The sequence below is a fragment of the Shewanella sp. AC91-MNA-CIBAN-0169 genome, from assembly GCF_040310165.1.
In the GTDB taxonomy this organism is placed as follows: Bacteria; Pseudomonadota; Gammaproteobacteria; order Enterobacterales; family Shewanellaceae; genus Shewanella.
Genome location: NZ_JBEOPM010000038.1, coordinates 18,931 through 37,697 on the forward strand (window position 1 = coordinate 18,931; position 18,767 = coordinate 37,697).

The window sequence follows — 18,767 nt, forward strand, 5'->3', positions numbered from 1 at the left end:
CGTCCTGTTAAGGACGGCTTTGCTGCTAAGAAAATAGTGTAACGGTCATTTATTTATGATGATTCGATAATGATTTACGACCACTATTAGCTAATCTTAAGGTAGTGGGCTAAGTGAACGTTAATTAGACACTTAGCGAGAATGCTGCAAAGCCGAGTACTTAGTATTCTGTTTTTTAGGCATGATTTACTTTGGGTGAGATTACTTTGGGATAGATTACTTTGGGATAGATTACTAGAGGGATTAGATTAAGAGGGTCATCATACCTGGCATCATATCGGACATTATATTGCTTGCCGATCTTGGTTGATGTTAAAGGCGTGTTCATGCAAACACGTCTCTTAAACCAGATAAAAGTGATTGTTTTCACGTCAAGCTTGTAAAGTGACTTCTATGCTGGTTAAGCCGTTTATAGTCATTAATGATATGACCTCTAGGCAACGTCATTAAACTCAGATGCCACTCGGTCGCCAAGTGCATTCAACATTTCAACTTCACCTTTAAATACCGCCACGATGATTTTATCCACTTTGTATTCCGTTGGGATAATCACACGTCCGCTTACGCCTACTTCGAGATCGTATAACACTTCGGCTATGGGTTTAATGGCGAGTTCAGCTGGGTAGTAAAGTACTGTTATCGTCTGCGTTGTCATAATTGTATCCATACATTTTCTGGGTGCCCAGATGATCCTTTCTTATGTTAAATAATATACAAACCTAGCGTTGTTATCATGATTTAACTCTCTCGCAAATGAGAGGATTAACCGTACCGTATACGCAACACCTAATGGATCGGAATCATAGTCGTTTAGATGCATGCAGTAAAGCGCAATAAACCCTTATTCAACGATTAAAAAACAGTGTTTCTTGTTTAGCCTAAGCCGATTTTAGCGTCTGTAAAATACTGCAATCCTTAATCTGATGGCTTTTACAACAGCTAGCGAGTGCGGCTAATGATTGTTCTAGTAATGCCAATTCTCGCTGGGTTTGTTGAATGCGGGCAAGTTGTTCGGCAATGATGTTGTCGACCAAGGCGCACGACGATTTTGGGTCTTGTTGTGTATCAACCAAACGCTTGATGTCATCGAGTCCAATGTTTAATTCTCTGCATCGTCTTATAAATATCAATGTCTCGATATCTTTTTCTTGGTAATGACGATAGCCATTACTGGTACGGATTGGCGGGGAGAGTAGACTAATCTGTTCATAGTATCTGATGGTTTTAACCGATACCTGAGCAATTAATGCCAATTCACTTATTTTCATATTGACCTTCCAGTGGCTGTAACCTTTAAGCTTAAGCATATCATTTTTCGATAATGTCTTGTTATAAGGAAGTTGTATGTTGAGTTATTCCGCGGCGTCATTAATTTTGTCGCTAGGTGTTATTGGAGTGAGTGAAGCCAGTGCGGTGGACGACTCGATAAATACGTCTGGGCAGAGTGCAAATCACAGTGAGAATGACAGTGAAAGCCACAGCGCAAACCCTCAACATTCTGAGCATGATGCCCCACAAGCGGATGTTGATGAACACGAGCATGAACACGAAGAAGAAATGGAAACCATTGTCATACAAGCTACTCGTTCTGGGCGGATTGCCGATGAACAGCCTATTCGAGTCGAGGTGATTAACCGCGAAGAGATTGAAGAAAAAGCAGCGATGAGACCAGGTAATATTTCTATGCTGGTGGCTGAAACGGGTGGGGTAAGATTACAAACTACCTCACCGGCGCTAGGCAGTGCCAATATTCGCCTGCAAGGCTTATATGGTCGTTATACCCAATTACTGGCCGATGGTTTACCGCTGTACGGTAATCAAGCTGGGTCGATTGGTTTGTTGCAAGTGCCGCCGACAGATTTAAGTCGCGTTGAAATTATTAAAGGTTCGGCGTCATCACTTTATGGTGGTTCAGCACTCGGTGGGGTGATTAACCTTGTGTCTCGAACGCCTGGCGATGAACTCAGTGGTGAAGTGTTGGTCAATGCAACCACGCGCGATGGTCAGGATGTGACCACCTATTTTGAGTCGCCATTGAGCGAGAATGTAAAAGGCTCGGTGACGGCAGGAGCTCATTATCAAGACAAGCAAGATATTGATAATGACGGCTGGATCGATTTGGCAGGTTATGAGCGATACACAGTGCGTCCGCGATTATTTTGGGAAGGACAAGAAGGACAAACACTGTATGTGACTAGCGGGTTTATGACCGAGCAGCGCACTGGCGGTACTTTAGGTGATAACACGGTCGCTGATGGCACTTCGTTTGAACAATCGCAAGATTCCGATAGGCTTGATGGCGGCCTGGTGTTTAGTATGCCGTTATTAGAGTCATTGACGTTTAATACACGCACATCGGCGATGGTACAAGATCATGTGCATGTTTATGGTGCCGATATAGAAGAAGACCAACACGAGAGTTATTTGCTCGAAAATAGCATTGCGGGTTATACCGATAACAGTGATTGGGTTGTTGGTTTAGCGTATCAGTCTGAAATCTTTGCCTCTGACACGTACCCTGAGTTCGATTATTCTTATAAAGTGCCGGGTGCATTTGCTCAACTTGATTATGAGCTGACAGACCAAATCACCACATCTTACAGTGCGCGTATTGATGAGCACAGTGAATATGGTACTCAATTTAGCCCAAGAGTGTCAGTGCTTTATCGCCCAAGTGACTTAACCATAAGAGGCTCTTATGGGGAGGGGTACTTTGCCCCTACGCCGTTTGTTGAAGAGATTGAGGCCGCAGGATTATCAAGATTAGCGCCGATTGACAACTTACAAGAAGAGCGCGCTAAAACGGCATCGCTTGATGTGAGTTATACCTTTGATGATGTGGAAACGAGTTTGACTTTGTTTGGCTCGAATGTGGATAACGTCACGGGTTTAGAGGCTTTCTCTGCCAATAACGATGGCACCTTAGACGCGGTTAGATTAGTTAATGCACCCGGCGAAAGTCAGATCCGTGGTTCTGAAGTGTTGCTGCGTTACTATTTAGGCGATGTTAAGTTGACCGCAAGTTACTTGTATCTAGATGCAACTGAAGTGTCACCCGACGGGGACGGCCGTAGAGCTATTGCTTTAACACCACGTCATTCTGGTGGTTTTGTTGCTATGTGGGAGCAGCATGGCAACTTTAGAGCTGGCTTTGAAGCTTATTATACCGGCACCCAAAACGTTAACGATAACCCTTATATTGATGAAACCAATCCTTATTGGCATCTTGGTTTAATGGGCGAAATTACTGTGGGCAGAGTCAGTTGGTTTATTAACTTAGAGAACTTACTCGATGTAAAACAAACCGATGAACATCCAATGTTACTGCCTAATAGATCGCCTAGCGGCCAATGGACTACCGATATCTGGTCACGTAACGATGGCTTTATTGCTAACGCAGGTGTAAGAGTTAAATTTGGTCATTAACTTGTCATCTCACAGGTGAGTTGTTTTTGGTTGCTGCTTGGTGTTGTTACGCTTTACCAACCTCAATCTCTGCCATGGGTAACAATGCTTGATATGCTGAGGCTAACGCTTGTTTAGCCTCATCATCGTCATGAACAATACGAATATGTTTAGGTTTGTGGTGCATGCGTTTAACAAAATTGATGAGGTTGTGTTGGTCTGTGTGGGCAGAATAGCCTCTAATGGTATGAATCGTGGCGTTAATGTCTATGCGTTGTTCTTCAATATATACATAGCCGCCTTGAGGTCCGTATTCTTGTATGTCTCGACCTGTGGTGCCCTGGGCTTGGTAGCCGACAAATAATACGTTGGTGGTTGCTTTGGGTAAAAAGCGGCTAAGGTATTTGCTAATACGGCCTCCCGTGCACATGCCCGAAGAGGCAATGATGATGGAGGGCTTATTGACCGAATCTCAATAGTTGATCACCGCTAAGTGATCTTGATGGCTGTCGATGGTCGTGAGTTGTTCAAAATCTAACGGATGACGGCCTTGTTTAAGTTTACGCTTGGCCTCTTTGTCCCATAAATCCTTAAATGCCCGGTATTGTTGAGTAAAGTTTGCTGCCATGGGGGAGTCGACAATAATGTCGATATTTTGCCACATGGGGTTGTGTTGATTACGGTGAATAATATGCTCGAACTCGTAGAGTCGTTCTTGAGTGCGACCTATACTAAATGCAGGGATTAATACCACGCCATTGTCCCGTAACACTTTTTCAATAATCCCCCTAGCCGCGATCTTGACGGCCTTGATGGTTTTTATCGCAGTAGGTTGACTCAATGACTAAAGTATCGGCTCCGTGCCGGCTTTATAGGGCTGGCAAGCAAGGTGGCGTAAGTTGCACCTAAGTCACCTGAAAAGACGACTCTGTGTTTGTGACCTGGCCCTTTTAGGTCAAGTTTGACATAAGCAGCCCCCAGACTATGCCCCGCAGGTTTAAACTTAAGCTTAATTTGATTAACAGAATGAGTCGCATTGGAACTCAGATTTATAGGCAATGAAATCCATTGGTTATAATCTATCGGCACAATAAATTTACTGAGCTGGTTTAAGCACGCCCGGATAAGCTTTTGATCGCGAGTGACAGCTACTTTTAATGCATCTTCAATCACTAATGGCAATAACGACGCGGTTGCCGTTGTGGCATAAATCGGTTGCTTAAAGCCTGCGGCTAATAAATAGGGGATCTGCCCAACATGATCGATATGACAATGGGTCACGATTAACGCTTTGATATTGTCGATAGTGAAGTCTATTTGCAGTTGGGATGCAGAGTTTTACCTGCCGTTTCAGCCCCTTGAAATAAGCCACAATCGATAAGGTAACGCTTGGGTGTTGTGCGTTAATGTCGAGCTGATGGAAAGACCCCGTTACTCCATTAACCGCGCCATGGTGAATGATCTGCATATTAATCCTTTATATTGCATTGAATACGGTTAGCTAACTTAGCAGTAGATAATGTATGGCGAGAAAGTGTTAGCAAGCCATGATAAGTGTTATGGGCGCTTGAAAGTGATCGCTAGCGGTATAACAAGCGCTTACAAACTAAGGTATGGAACTCTCGTTATTTGCCTTGGTGTTGTAGTCGTTAATATCCTGTTGTTGATATAATCAGCTTAATTTTTGGTTATATCCGATGGAATACAGATGTTAGTGTTTAACTGTACCAAAGCAGCTGCAGAGTTTTTTAGTGTCACTCGCAAAGGCCAACTGTTGTCTTGCTTAGAAGCTGCGCCGCATAAAACCATTGCTGAGTCAGTTGCGGCTCCTGTTTTCCCCGCCGATGTTGATTCACAAGAGCACGAAGGCATTCAATGGCATTGGGTGGTGCATTGTGTCACCGTTAAGCGAAAAAAATACTTATTAGTGATGGATTATGTTAGCCGCTATTGCTTGACGTTTTTGGCGACTAAGAAGGGCGATGAAATCGATTTTCTCAATATGTTTGAGAAAATGATGGTGTCGAATTTTATGTTTTTAGCCAATAAAAAAGGCGTAGACAGTGCCGAGGCTGACTTAGCAGTAGCACGATATAACGATAAATTTACTACCTGTGCATTTTATCTGCGAAGCGATCGCAGCGTGCAAGGGCATTTAAATGAGGTCGCCTGGCACTTAGATCGACACTGCTATGAAGATGGAATGCTGTTAATGCCCAATCAGTTTATTGAATTTAGTGCCTTTATGGGACGATTCCCTCGAAATGCAAAAGGGCGTAGCAGCCACTTTTTTGCTAATGATGAGTTTGTTGATACCTGGTTACAAGATGTTGATTTTGATGACGGCCCGGTAGACACCGCTAACCTGGTTTATCTTAGCGATTATCGAAAATAGATACTGTTACTTGATTAGGGTCTGTCGATCTTTCAAGGTTATTTCTGCAGCGAATTGTTGATAATTCGTACAAGGCAGAGGCTTTGAAGTGTAGTTATTCTACATAAGAAGTCGATAACGCCGTAAAAATGGTCAACAAACGTTGCCCGAAGTGTTCGGCTAAAAACGTTTTACTCTTTGTTGAATACATTTGGCTTAGATGACTAGGCAGCAATTCATTCGCCTCGATTAAAACGTTTTTAACTCGAACAAAACTCAACCAGCAAAGATCAACAGACCCTAATAATAAATAACTCACTAAGAACAATTAACTGACCTATTAAAAACGGGTTTATTAAAATAATAAGGACATGTAATGAAAGCTTTTTCTCTGGTGTTAACCAGTTTAGCCATTGCAATATCGGGCATGGTACATGGGGCAGAAATTGACGCTAAGTACATTCAGCGAATAGGCCCAGTAAATCAACTCTCAGCAGCGCCATTATCGAAAAGTGCCCATGCAGATGCGCTGCGTGCTAATTTGGTTGCTCAGCTCAGCCAGGCTAATCACGCCAATAAGGTGACGATATTTAATCAGCCACTGTCTTGGCAAGCTGCATCAACTAAGGTTGAAGGCGAGGGCTGGTTAGCCTATCAAGTGCCAATGTCGACAGATCGTTTTACCCAAGGCACATTAACCGTTAACGGGCTTGAAAATCCTCAAGTGTATTTGAATGGGCAATTGGTTAAATCTGCCGATAAAGTCGAACTTGAGCTGAACAATGGTGACTATCACCTTGTGGTATTGGCTGATGGCCAGGCGCAAGATAGCGCATTTAGCCTTGATTGGCAGGGTAAAAGTGAAGTTGATAATCTCGACTTTACTGCACAAAAAACACTGCGTGTATCTGCGGAGCAGTTATTTGATTCAAAAGTGATCAGTGGCTTAACCCTGTCACCTAACGGCAAGTATTTATTGCAATCGACCATTGAATACCAAGCTAGCCAAGGCGATACGCCGATTCAAGTGACCGAGTTACGTAAATTATCGGATAACAGCGTGATGTACCGCTGGCAAGATAACCGCCCTAGTAGTGCGGTTTGGTCAAGTGACTCTTCACAACTCGTCTTTGTGGCTAACAAACAAATTCAATTATTTAATGTTGCTGATTTGAGCATTAACGTTGTCGCGACTGATATGGACAATGTGTCTGGTTTACAGTGGTTAGGTGACACGGTGTTATTTAGCTGGGAAAAGCCTTTTAAAGCCGATGACAAAGCGACATCAAAACGTTTTCAAGCATTAGAAGACCGCTGGAGTTATTGGCGTAACAACAGTCAACTCTATCAAGTAGATGTTGCCTCGGGCTTTATTCGTCAACTGACAGACAACAACGTCAGCAGTTCTTTGTTAGACAGTAATGCAGATAAAGGCAAACTATTGTTAACGCGCTCGCCTGTGGATTATGCACAGCCCGCCCATGGTGTAACACAGCTTATTGAGCTGACGTTAGCTGATTTAAGCGAAACCATGATTGGTGAGTATCGCAGTTTTAATAGTGCACTATATGCTGATGACGGCATGTACATTACCGCTGGACCGCGTTTTATGGACGGCACAGGAATACAAGATCCTAATATTGAAGTGAACGACTATGATGGTCAGTTATATTGGCGTGATGCTAAAGGCAATGTCAGTGCACTCAGTAAAGAGTTTGATCCTTCCATAGGCAGCATCACCAAGCTTGAAAATGATGATTTAATTGTGACGGTAACCGAAGGCGACCGTGCACCTTTGTATTTATTTGATAAAAGCAAAAAACACTTTAATCGAATAGACACCGGTGTGGATATGATAGACGGCTTTAGTGTCGCAATCGAGCAATCTACACCCACATTAGTATTTGCAGGTACCTCAGCCACTGCGCCGCAAAAAGCCTATAAAATGGCGCTTAATTCAAGCCGTAAACAGTTGCTGTTTGATAGTCAAAAACTCAGTTATGCCAACACGCGTTTAGGTAAAATTGAAGATTTTGATTTTATTAATACCCATGGGCATAACATTGATGGCCGTGTTTATTTACCTGCCGATTTTGATGCCAGTAAAAAGTATCCTGCATTAGTGTATTACTATGGCGGTACCTCACCTGTAGGGCGTCACTTTACCGGACGTTGGCCATTTAATTTATGGGCAGCCCAGGGTTATCTTGTGTATGTTGTGCAACCAAACGGTGCAACCGGATATGGCCAAGCCTTTAGTGGCCGTCATGTTAATGCCTGGGGCAAGTACAGCGCTGACGATATTATTGAGGGTACTAAAGCTTTCTTAAATGCATACCCGTCGGTTGATGCTAAACGTGTGGGAAATATGGGCGCATCTTATGGTGGTTTCATGACCATGTATTTGGCGACAAAAACCGATATTTTTGCGGCGTCAATGTCGCATGCGGGGATCAGTAATTTATCGTCTTACTGGGGCCATGGCTGGTGGGGTTATGGTTATTCTGGCGTGGCCAGTCGCGGCAGTTTTCCGTGGAATAATCCAGAGCTCTATGTAGAACAAAGTCCGCTTTATCATGCTGACAAAATTACCACGCCGTTATTACTTATTCATGGTAATGCTGACACCAACGTACCAGTAGGTGAAAGCCATTATATGTACACCGCGCTTAAGCTATTAGGTAAAGAAGTGGCGCTGGTTGAGTTTAACGACCAAGACCATCACATCAATAGCCGCCAAGCCCGCTTTGATTGGTGGAATACCACTATGGCATGGTTCGACATGAAGTTAAAAGATGAGCCACAGTGGTGGAACAGTATCTACCCAGAGACAAAAAAACAGTAGTGACTTAACCTCAGTTCGGGATAATAAGCGGTTATCAAACAGCCATTTGTCTCGCTAACCGTGTTGCATTGACTTGCAATAGGCTAGTTATTGATGCGTCTATGCGCCTTGCTAGCAAAACAAATGACAAGTTTGATATTAAATAGGCCGAATATTGTCATTTTGCCTTACATATCCCACCTCTTAACCCGAGTTGAGGTTACTTAAGGTTAAACCGCCTCGCATTGCGAGGCGGTTTTTTTTCGTGTGGGTAACGTGCGCAAAAGGACCAAATCAAAGTAATGTGGTCATTGGAAAGTTTGACGTTGAGCGCCCACTTACATAGGTAAACTGTTGCTCCAAGATACCGTTGTCATCATCAATAACAATGTGGTTAAACTGTCTACATTCAGTCCCGTGATAGCAGGGGGGAACTCTCAATATACTGGGTAATACACAGGCTTAACACTCTACCTTTAACCATGGCAGTAGCGCGTTGATGGTGTGGATTTGAGTGGCTGTTGATTCTGATTGATAGCCGTATATGCGGATCCCAAATGTGACGGTCATCAGCTGAGCTGCATAGGCTTTAGCGGTTTCAGGCTCAAATAATTGGCTCAGGTAATGTTGATATACATGCTCAATCTCAGTTAATTGTGATGAGGCAAATTTGTATAGCTCGTTGCCTTGAGAGGCGAGTTCAAGTTGGGTTTTGATTAAGAAGCAGCCACAGTAATCACAAGACTTTGACTGCTCGACAATGTTGTCGAGGATCTGTCTAATACCTACTTTGACATCGTCAGCTTGTTGCATCAGTTGATGTATCGCCTCAATCGAAAAGGTGGCGTAGCGTGCTAAGGCTGCTTGGAATAAGCCTTCTTTGCTATCGAATTCATAATATAAGCTACCCGGTTTTAATCCGGTGGCTTTAGTGATTTGCTGAATGCTCGATGCGGCATAACCATTTTGCCAAAATAGGGTGATGACCTTATCTAATACGTCCGCTCGTTCAAAATTTTTCTTTGCCATGACATCGATCCTCAATCGTTACTGACGCTATAATACCACTACTTGAATGATTGTTCAAAAACTGCTTGCGTTGTTGACATGATTTGATTATCTTGAATGAAAATTCAAGATAATCTGAGAAGCCATTATGTCATTATCCACTCAACTGACTGAAAAACGAGATGCCTCTGCAGCCAATTTACCTCCTGAGGTATTGGCGATCATGTCGGATGCGACCTTAAATCTGAAGTTATCCGGCATTATCGATAGCGCGCCTAAAGCGGGTGATAGACTGGCTGCGTTTTCGTTAACTAATGCATTGGGCGTTACCCGTCATTTAACCGATTTGTTAGTCAATGGACCGGTTGTGGTGACATTTTATCGTGGCAATTGGTGCCCTTATTGTAATTTAGCCTTGCGTGCTTATCAGCAGCATCTTGCTGAATTTAAACAGTTAGGGGCAACACTGGTGGCTATTACGCCTGAGTTACCTGATATGTCACTTTCAACGGCAGAGAAAAATGAGCTTGAGTTTGATGTATTGTCAGATGTGAATGCCGAGTATGCCAAAGCGCTTGGACTCGTGTTTACGTTACCTGATTCAATTCGTGATCTTTATAAGAAATTTGGTGTCGAAGTAGAAAAACATAATGGTGCTGAACAGTTTGATTTCCCATTAGCGGCGACCTTTGTGGTTGCCAAAGATGGCACCATTGTGAAAGCATTTGTTGATGCTGATTATACTTACCGTCTTGATCCTGAAGATATCATTAGCTCATTAAAAGCACTGTAGGGATCTGATTTATGATGTTTAAAAGCTTATTTGAATCTAAAACCGTGATGGCATCTAGAATGAACGTATTACCTAAAATAGTGTTGTTATCTAAAACGCGAGTGATTGCGTCTTTGGTGTTGCTGAGTAGCCTGTTAACCAGCACAGTGTTTGCCGCTGATTATTCGGTGTTTCGCGAGCTAGATAGCCAGCATCCTCCTGGTAATGTGGCCGTGTCGTCTACAGGGCGAGTGTTCATGAGTAATCATCACTTTTACGGTGTTGATTCGAGAATTGTTGAGCTTAAAAAAGATGGCTCTATCGTTGATTATCCCAATACAGAATTTAATCAAAATCTTAATCCTGTTTTGGGCGTGGTAATTGATGAACAGGGTATTTTATGGATGCTTGAAACCGCTTCCGCAGATGGTGTCGGGCGACTTATCGGTTGGGATACTCAACAAAACAGCCTATACAAAACAATATCTTTAACTGCGTCAGTATTGCCCAGTAATTCATTTTTAAATGATCTTGCAGTTGATAGAAAGCACGAAACGGTTTATATCACCGATCCTGCTGGTGGCAGTAATGCGGCATTAATTGTGGTTGATTTAACGAGTGGCACAGCAAGACGAGTATTAGATGGCAGCGTTTATACCCGTCCCGAAGATGTTGATACGGTGATTAATGGCAATACTTTATCTATCGGTGGCCAGCCTATTCGTATAGGGGTTGATTCTCTGACCGTAGATCCGAACAACGAGTGGGTTTATTTTGGTGCATTGAGTGGTGAGAAGTTATATCGGGTGCACACTCAATACCTACTGGATGCTAAATTATCGGCCAATATGTTACGCAGCAAAGTGGAGTTTTATGCCAATAAACCGATTAGCGACGGCATCACCATTGATAATGGCGGCAACATTTATGTTACTGATATAAGCCATAATGCTGTCGGTTATATCGACACAGATCGTCAATATCATATTTTGTATCAAGATGATGACAAGTTCAGTTGGTCTGACGGCTTTTCAACTACGGCTGATGGTAAGTTGTTAGTTACGGTGAATAAGTTACATCAGTCTCCAGCGGTCAATAACCAGCAAGACAAAAGTGATGGTCGCTATTATATCATTCAGTTTGACGCATTAACCGAAACGACAGTTGGGCGTTAGAGTTTGATAATTTGAAGCAAGAACCTAGATGACTAGAGCGCTTCGCTGCTAGATACTATAAAAGCAAAAGCCTAGATGACGAGATCGCTTCGCTGCTAGATGCTATAAAAGCAAAAAGCCTAGACGACTAGAGCGCTTCGCTGCTAGATGCTATAAAAGCAAAAGCTTAGACGACGAGATCGCTTCGCTGCTAGATGCTATAAAAGCAAAAGCTAAGACGACGAGATCGCTTCGCTGCTATAAAACCAAAGACCTAGATGACTATAATCTAGGATCTAAGCTTAACAGCGCAGCTGTCCCTAGCAGGACGCAGTCCGCCCTAGAAGCGCAGCGCTCTAGGATCTAGGATCTAATCTTAACAGCGCAGCGGTCCCTAGCAGGACGCAGTCCGCCCTAGAAGCGCAGCGCTCTAGAATCTAGGATCTAGGATCTAATCTTAACAGCTCAGCTGTCCCTAGCAGGACGCAGTCCGTCCTAGAAGCGCAGCGCTCTAGAATCTAGGATCTAAGCTTAACAGCGCAGCTGTCCCTAGCAGGACGCAGTCCGCCCTAGAAGCGCAGCGCTCTAGAATCTAGGATCTAAGCTTAACAGCGCAGCTGTCCCTAGCAGGACGTAGTCCGTCCTAGAAGCGCAGCGTACTATCCGCGTAGCGGTCTAGATTAGTAATAAATTTTAGAAACACTATATTTTTCAGTGTCTAGCTTGTAAAAAACTATTTTGTCGTCCAAAGTTAATGCCAATGACACTTAACTAATGATAAAAATGACCAGACTATCTAGTTATAAAAATGCGCTTAAATTGGGTATTGGAGTATTTGCTTTTGGCTTAGTCATTAGTTTTGTTACTGCTTTAAGTGTTAAGAATCAAAATAACACCATCATTACTCAATCTCTCGAAACGGTATCTGAACAAGTTGCTAACAATATTATTGATCGTATCGTTTTATATCAATATGGTTTACGAGGTGCTCGAGGTGCCGTTTCCACTATCGGTGAAGACAAAATAACCCGCGAAATTTTTAGAAAATATAGCTTAACGCGTGATATTGAGAGTGAATTTCCTGGCGCTCGTGGGTTTGGTTATATCCGACGTGTTCCTGTAGCCGATGAAGCAGATTTTGTTGCCAAAGCTAAACTTGATGATTGGCCAGATTACAGTGTGCGTCAGCTTAATCCTCATGATGATGAACGGTATTTGATTGACTATATTGAACCCATTGAGCGTAATCTTGCTGCTGTCGGTTTGGATATATCCTCTGAGCAAAACCGCAAAAACGCCGCACAACAAGCGTATTTAACTGGTGAAGTGCGCTTAACGGGGCCGATCACGTTAGTGCAAGCAACAGGTAATCCGTTACAAGCCTTTCTCATTTTAATGCCCATTTACCGTACTGGTTTTACCCCATCAACCGAAGCATTAAGGGAGCAACAAGCTTTTGGTTGGAGTTATGCACCGTTAGTTGCCAATGAAGTGTTTGATAAGATCAGTTTATCCCGTCAGACTACAAAATTATTGATTAATGATGTGACTGATATTGAAAATAATGTCGTGTTTTATGAAACCCATGTAGATGATGTAAATCCGTTATCGGATTATTCAGTTACATTAGATCGCGAAATATTTGGGCGTAAATGGCATGTATCGTTAGTGGCTTATCCCGAGTTTGTCAGTGGTTTACACTTAAGTTCACCTAATATTATGTTTAGTTATGGTGCGATTGTTAGTTTGTTATTGGGCGGGCTTATTGGTTTTTACGGCTACGCATTAGGTCGTAAGCGCCTAATTTTGGAAGATAATGAAAGACGTGCCAATATTTTAGAACATTCGCTTGATGCGATTATTAGTTTTGACTGTGATGGTGTTATTACCAGTTGGAATGATGGCGCAGTAACGATTTTTGGTTATGAAAAACATGAGGTTATTGGGCTCAAGAAAACAACGTTCATTGTTCCTAACGATGGATATGATGCAGAAGCTGAAAAGTTTAATCAGGTCCTTAGCGGTAAATCGTTATTAAACTTTGTTAGCCAACATAAACGAAAAGACAATGCACTACTGTCGACGTCGATGACCTCATTGGCTATTTATAATGAGTTTGGCAAAATAATCGGTGTCAGCCAGACTATTCGAGATATTACGGTACAGCTGAATGCTGAAAAGCAAATTTTAAATATTAATGCCAACCTTGAACGTAAAGTTACCGAGCGGACTCAGGCGTTACAGCAAGCACTGTCAGAAAATAAAACCTTACTTGATAATATTAACCAGCAGCTGCTTTATTCTGAAACGGATAAAGACGGCGTTATCTTGGGGGTAAATGATTATTTCTGTTTAGCATCTGGATTTACTCGTGAACAAATGATCGGTCAGAAGCATTCAATTTTGAAATCTAACCAGCATGATGATGCCTTTTGGGCCTATATGTGGCAAACCATTAATGCTGGTAAAACTTGGCATGATGAAGTGTGTAACCATGATAGTCAGGGTAATGTTAAGTGGTTTGATACGGTCATTGCGCCTGTGATGGATGCGGACGATAACCTTGAACGCTGCTTTGCACTGCGAATTGATATTACTGAACGTAAGAATACCCAGCTTGAAAAGAATGAACTGGCTTCCTTACTTACCAATGTGCTTGCAGCTGCATCAGAAATAGCCATTATTTCCACCGATAATAACGGTATTATTAATATTTTTAATCGCGGTGCCGAGTTATTACTTGGCTATCAAGCTGAAGAGATAGTGGGTAAGCAAAGCCCTGCAATATGGCATTTACCTTCGGAGATCCGTGAACGCAGTAAACAGTTAACCAAAGAATTTGGCGAAGATATTATTGCTTTTGACGTGTTTGTGTATAAACCAAGAGTACAAGGGCCTGAAACGCGTACTTGGACGTATGTCCGCAAAGATTTCTCTCAATGCCAAGTGTCGTTGTCGGTATCCGCTATGCGCGATCAAAATGGAGAGATAATTGGGTATTTAGGGGTAGCGGTTAATATTGATGTGATGCTTCAACAACAAGAAGAACTAGTATCAGCCAGTAACCAACTGTCTAAAGCGGCTGAGGTGGCTGAATTAGGCATTTGGAATTTAGATTTTCACACTAATCGTTTGCAATGGAACGATCGTATGTTTGCCATGTACGATTATCCATTAGCGCTTACGGAAGAGGAATTAAGTTACCAACATTGGCAAAAACGGGTCCATCCAGATGATCTTGCTATGGCTGAACTCGCTTTAAAACAAGCCATTGACTTAAACCTTCCTTACGATCCTACTTTTAGGATCATTACCAGTACGAATCAGATTCGCTATATTCATGCTGGTGCCCATATTAGTTACGATAAATCAGGTAAACCGGTGCGAGTGGTCGGGATTAACCGCGACATTACTGAGCAACGCGAGTTAGAGCAAACCTTGCGGTTAGCGAAACAAGCTTCAGATGCAGCCAGTGCAGCTAAATCTCAATTTTTAGCGAATATGAGCCATGAAATCCGTACTCCAATGAATGCTGTATTAGGCATGCTACAACTTATTCAACATTCTGATATGAGTCGTCAGCAAGCTGATTATGTTTCTAAGGCTGAAATAGCTGCGAAGTCATTATTAGGGCTGTTAAATGATATTTTAGACTTTTCTAAAATTGATGCTGGTAAGTTAGAACTTGATTTGCATCCGTTTCAACTGGAAACGTTAATGCGTGAGCTAGCGGTGATGCTAGCAACCAATGTACACAGTAAAAATTTAGAAGTTATTTTTGATTTAGATCCTGCCATTCCATACCTTATTGAAGGTGATGAACTTCGTTTGCGCCAAGTGTTGTTAAACCTTGCGGGTAATGCGATTAAATTTACCTCAGAAGGTCATGTTATTGTCAGTGTACACTGCAATGAATGTATTGCTAACCAAGCGAATTTAACCATTTCAATTACCGATACGGGTATCGGAATCAGTCCTGAACAAGGAAGTAAAATTTTCCAAGGTTTTGTCCAAGCAGAGTCTTCTACGTCAAGACGATTCGGCGGTACAGGATTGGGATTAGCAATCACTAAACGTTTAGTTGAGTTAATGGGCGGTGAATTAACGTTATCGAGTCATGTTGGCAAGGGCAGTCGCTTTTGGTTTGATTTGACGTTTAATATTGTTGAAATAAAGAATAACGATTTAGATATCGACTTACAGGGTAAGAATATTCTGATTGTTGATGACAGTAAGATGAGCCGTAAAATTTTATCCAAAACCTTAATGGTCCATGGTGCTTATGTTAATGAGGCTCATAACGGCAAGCAGGCTATCAATCTTATTGATCAAAGCTTAAATGCTAGCAATCATTATGATGTGATTATTATGGATTGGCGCATGCCTGATAAGAATGGCTTAGAAACCGCCAATCATATTCAAGCTATGTTTCCGGCAGGTAAAGCTCCGGCCATTATTATGCTGACCGCGTATGGTGCAGAGGTGATGGAACAAACTAAACAATATCGCCAACAGCCTTTTGTGAGTATGTTGACCAAACCTGTGACGGCGAACTTGATGCTCGAGTCGGTTTACCGAGCCATTCATGGTTTAGAACAGCCAATACAATCTAGAAAAATAACTAATTTAGCATTAAAAGGTGTCAGGGTTCTGGTGGTTGAGGATAATCAGCTTAATCGCCAAGTTATTGATGAATTATTACGTCTACAAGGTGCGATTGTTACATTGGCTAAAGACGGTATTGAGGGTGTTGATTGGGTCACTAAGTCAAATAATCAATTTGATATTGTTATTATGGACATGCAAATGCCGGTAATGGATGGACTTGAAGCAACACGTATTATTCGTGCCGATGGCCGATTTAATGATGTATCTATTTTAGCTATGACGGCTAACGCATCGCTTGCCGATAAAACATTATGCCTAGAAGCGGGGATGAATGATCATATCGGTAAACCGATAGACATGACACTTTTGTTACCTTGTATACTTAACCTGCTAGGCCAAGATAATAGTGCTTATTATCATTCAACTGTTAATAATCCGCCTGTTGCGTTACCTGAGGTGCGTAATGATGGCGACGATGATGCGATTATCGAAAATCCTGATTCTATTTTACGTCGTTTTGGTGGTGAACTTGCCTTTTTCATTGATGTGAAACATCATTTTGCATCAGAAATGTCAGAGCAATTATCATTACTTACGCAAGCGTTTGCACTCGAAGATGACAATGCTATCAGTAGTATTGCCCATACAATTAAAGGCACTTCGAGCAATATTGGTGCTAAGCGGCTGGCAGCTTTTGCTGCCACACTAGAGCACAATATAAAAAATGCTGTTAATGTTGATTCAGATGCTTGTTTAAGCCAAATGCAAGGCCAGATAAATGATAGCCTGCATATGTTAGATACTCTATTTCCAGATGAAAGTGCTGTATTAACCACTCGCACACTTGATAATAGCGCTGTATTGCCGATACAAAGCATAGACGTGGATAAAACCGATCGATTAATGGAATTATTGGTTGATCAAAATTTAGATGCCATTGAGTACCTTGAGCGCCTGTTAAGCAACGTGGTGCCAGATAAACAGTGGTTAAGATTAAAAAACCAAGTGAGCCAACTTGAGTTCTTGGATGCTGTCGATACATTAAAATCGATAATTAAGGAGTGATGCGTGTTCATAGATGAGTATATTTCAGGTGCTGCGCCTGTTAGAGGTAAAATACTGTTAGTTGATGATCAAGTTGTGAACATCAAAATATTACATCAACTCTTGCAAGCGGATTACGACATTTATATGGCTCGCGATGGTCATCAAGCCATTGATATGTGTAAAAAAGTCAAACCAGATATCGTATTGTTAGATATTGAAATGCCGATGCTCAATGGATTTGATGTGTGTGCACATTTGAAACAAGATCCCGATACCGAAGATGTGGCGGTTATTTTTGTCACCGGTCATTTTGATGAAGTTAAAGAGGTTAAAGGATTTCAGTTAGGGGCAGTCGATTTTATTCATAAACCCATTAACCCGGTTATCACTAAAGCACGTATTAAAAATCAGATGATGTCTAAATCTCAAACTGATTTATTACGCTCTATTGCACTGTTAGATGGATTAACCGGTGTTGCTAACCGGCGTAAGTTTGACCAAGTGCTGCCTGTAAGTTGGTTACAATGTGCGCGTGAAAAACAGCCATTGACCATTATTTTATTGGATATCGATTTCTTTAAGCACTTTAATGATACTTACGGCCACACTGAAGGCGATACGTGCTTACGCATCGTTGCACAGAAGATACAAGACACCGTTAATCGTCCTTATGACTTAGTCGCGCGTTATGGTGGTGAAGAGTTTATCTGCGTGCTACCAAACACCGATTTAATTGGCGGAACTTATGTGGCTCAGCAAATTGTTGACAGTATAGTGTCATTAAAAATAGCTCATTTAAATTCACCAATATCTGAATTTGTTACTGTAAGCGCAGGGGTTTCAACGGTAGTGCCAATGTATGATATGCCTAATAAAAATTTAGTTGAAGCGGCAGATAAACAATTGTACTTAGCCAAAGACCGTGGCAGAAATAGAGTGTTAGGTTGTTTAGCAGAATGAAACACCTAGATCGCTGCGCTGCTAGATCGCTGCGCTGCTAGTACGCTTCGCGGCTAGATGCTATAAAATCTTAGTAACAGCCTAGATCGCTGCGCTGCTAGTACGCTTCGCGGCTAGATGCTATAAAATCTTAGTAACAGCCTAGTACGCTGCGCTGCTAGTACGCTTCGCAGCTAGATGCTATAAATGCAAAGGCTTAGAGCTTAGACCTAGACTACTAGAGCGCTACGCTGCTATAAAACCAAAGGCCTAGATGACTAGAATCTAGTTCGCTTGATATCGTTTTTCATCGCTTGCTATCGATTTTCATTTAACAGCGCAGCTGTCCTTAGCAGGACGCAGTCCGCCCTAGAAGCGCAGCGCTCTAGAACCTAGGATCTAGGATCTAAGCTTAACAGCGCAGCTGTCCTTAGCAGGACGCAGTCCGCCCTAGAAGCGCAGCGCTCTAGAACCTATGATCTAGGATCTAAGCTTAACAGCGCAGCTGTCCCTAGCAGGACGCAGTCCGCCCTAGAAGCGTAGCGCTCTAGAACCTAGAATCTAGGATCTAAGCTTAACAGCGCAGCTGTCCTTAGCAGGACGCAGTCCGCCCTAGAAGCGCAGCGCTCTAGAACC

10 protein-coding genes and 1 pseudogene are annotated in these 18,767 nt (G+C 42.3%); 7 read left to right on the top strand and 4 right to left on the bottom strand.

What is annotated here, in order from left to right; genetic code table 11:
* Positions 1–433 precede the first annotated feature (433 nt).
* Together AAEY98_RS21035 and AAEY98_RS21040 are read right to left on the bottom strand one after the other, a co-directional pair.
* Positions 434–655 (bottom strand): DUF2375 family protein, encoded by a 222-nt coding sequence (locus AAEY98_RS21035; protein ID WP_182744618.1) that lies wholly within the window; start codon positions 653–655, stop codon positions 434–436.
* Between the two features lie 223 nt (positions 656–878).
* On the bottom strand, positions 879–1,268 hold the full coding sequence (locus tag AAEY98_RS21040; protein ID WP_182744619.1) for a Cd(II)/Pb(II)-responsive transcriptional regulator: 390 nt from the start codon (positions 1,266–1,268) through the stop codon (positions 879–881).
* Between the two features lie 76 nt (positions 1,269–1,344).
* Here AAEY98_RS21040 and AAEY98_RS21045 point away from each other — a divergent pair, with 76 nt between their 5' ends.
* Positions 1,345–3,426 carry a TonB-dependent receptor plug domain-containing protein gene (locus AAEY98_RS21045; RefSeq protein WP_351019466.1) on the top strand — a complete coding sequence of 694 codons (2,082 nt, stop codon included), beginning with the start codon at positions 1,345–1,347 and terminating at the stop codon, positions 3,424–3,426.
* A gap of 46 nt (positions 3,427–3,472) precedes the next feature.
* On the opposite strand, the pseudogene AAEY98_RS21050 reads toward AAEY98_RS21045, so the two are convergent.
* Positions 3,473–4,873: pseudogene (locus AAEY98_RS21050) on the bottom strand (MBL fold metallo-hydrolase).
* A 240-nt stretch (positions 4,874–5,113) separates the two neighbouring features.
* Here AAEY98_RS21050 and AAEY98_RS21055 point away from each other — a divergent pair.
* Together AAEY98_RS21055 and AAEY98_RS21060 are read left to right on the top strand one after the other, a co-directional pair.
* Positions 5,114–5,800, top strand: a complete 687-nt coding sequence (locus AAEY98_RS21055) for a DUF6933 domain-containing protein (RefSeq protein WP_351019469.1) — start codon at positions 5,114–5,116, stop codon at positions 5,798–5,800.
* A gap of 355 nt (positions 5,801–6,155) precedes the next feature.
* Positions 6,156–8,624 carry an alpha/beta hydrolase family protein gene (locus tag AAEY98_RS21060; protein ID WP_351019472.1) on the top strand — a complete coding sequence of 823 codons (2,469 nt, stop codon included), beginning with the start codon at positions 6,156–6,158 and terminating at the stop codon, positions 8,622–8,624.
* A gap of 441 nt (positions 8,625–9,065) precedes the next feature.
* Here AAEY98_RS21060 and AAEY98_RS21065 read toward each other — a convergent pair whose 3' ends face one another.
* Entirely contained in the window at positions 9,066–9,632 is a 567-nt protein-coding gene (locus AAEY98_RS21065; RefSeq protein WP_351019475.1) for a TetR/AcrR family transcriptional regulator, read from the bottom strand.
* Between the two features lie 127 nt (positions 9,633–9,759).
* On the opposite strand from AAEY98_RS21065, the gene AAEY98_RS21070 reads away from it, so the two are divergent.
* From AAEY98_RS21070 to AAEY98_RS21085, 4 genes are all read left to right on the top strand, one after another.
* The gene (locus AAEY98_RS21070; RefSeq protein WP_351019478.1) at positions 9,760–10,404 is read left to right on the top strand and encodes a peroxiredoxin-like family protein; all 645 of its coding nucleotides are present in this window, start codon (positions 9,760–9,762) and stop codon (positions 10,402–10,404) included.
* An 11-nt stretch (positions 10,405–10,415) separates the two neighbouring features.
* On the top strand, positions 10,416–11,558 hold the full coding sequence (locus AAEY98_RS21075) for an L-dopachrome tautomerase-related protein (protein WP_351019481.1): 1,143 nt from the start codon (positions 10,416–10,418) through the stop codon (positions 11,556–11,558).
* A 762-nt stretch (positions 11,559–12,320) separates the two neighbouring features.
* The gene (locus tag AAEY98_RS21080; RefSeq protein WP_502959656.1) at positions 12,321–17,210 is read left to right on the top strand and encodes a PAS domain S-box protein; all 4,890 of its coding nucleotides are present in this window, start codon (positions 12,321–12,323) and stop codon (positions 17,208–17,210) included.
* 3 nt (positions 17,211–17,213) lie between these two features.
* Positions 17,214–18,152, top strand: coding sequence for a diguanylate cyclase (locus tag AAEY98_RS21085; protein WP_162023602.1), 939 nt, complete (start codon positions 17,214–17,216; stop codon positions 18,150–18,152).
* The last annotated feature ends 615 nt before the right edge of the window (positions 18,153–18,767 follow it).

Excerpts from the sequence above, each read along its gene's own strand:
- AAEY98_RS21070 (WP_351019478.1), top strand. The coding sequence starts at position 9,760 with ATGTCATTATCCACTCAACTGACTGAAAAACGAGATGCCTCTGCAGCC.
- AAEY98_RS21035 (WP_182744618.1), bottom strand. The coding sequence starts at position 655 with ATGACAACGCAGACGATAACAGTACTTTACTACCCAGCTGAACTCGCC.
- AAEY98_RS21060 (WP_351019472.1), top strand. The coding sequence starts at position 6,156 with ATGAAAGCTTTTTCTCTGGTGTTAACCAGTTTAGCCATTGCAATATCG.
- AAEY98_RS21075 (WP_351019481.1), top strand. The coding sequence starts at position 10,416 with ATGATGTTTAAAAGCTTATTTGAATCTAAAACCGTGATGGCATCTAGA.
- AAEY98_RS21045 (WP_351019466.1), top strand. The coding sequence starts at position 1,345 with ATGTTGAGTTATTCCGCGGCGTCATTAATTTTGTCGCTAGGTGTTATT.
- AAEY98_RS21055 (WP_351019469.1), top strand. The coding sequence starts at position 5,114 with ATGTTAGTGTTTAACTGTACCAAAGCAGCTGCAGAGTTTTTTAGTGTC.
- AAEY98_RS21080 (WP_502959656.1), top strand. The coding sequence starts at position 12,321 with ATGACCAGACTATCTAGTTATAAAAATGCGCTTAAATTGGGTATTGGA.
- AAEY98_RS21065 (WP_351019475.1), bottom strand. The coding sequence starts at position 9,632 with ATGGCAAAGAAAAATTTTGAACGAGCGGACGTATTAGATAAGGTCATC.
- AAEY98_RS21040 (WP_182744619.1), bottom strand. The coding sequence starts at position 1,268 with ATGAAAATAAGTGAATTGGCATTAATTGCTCAGGTATCGGTTAAAACC.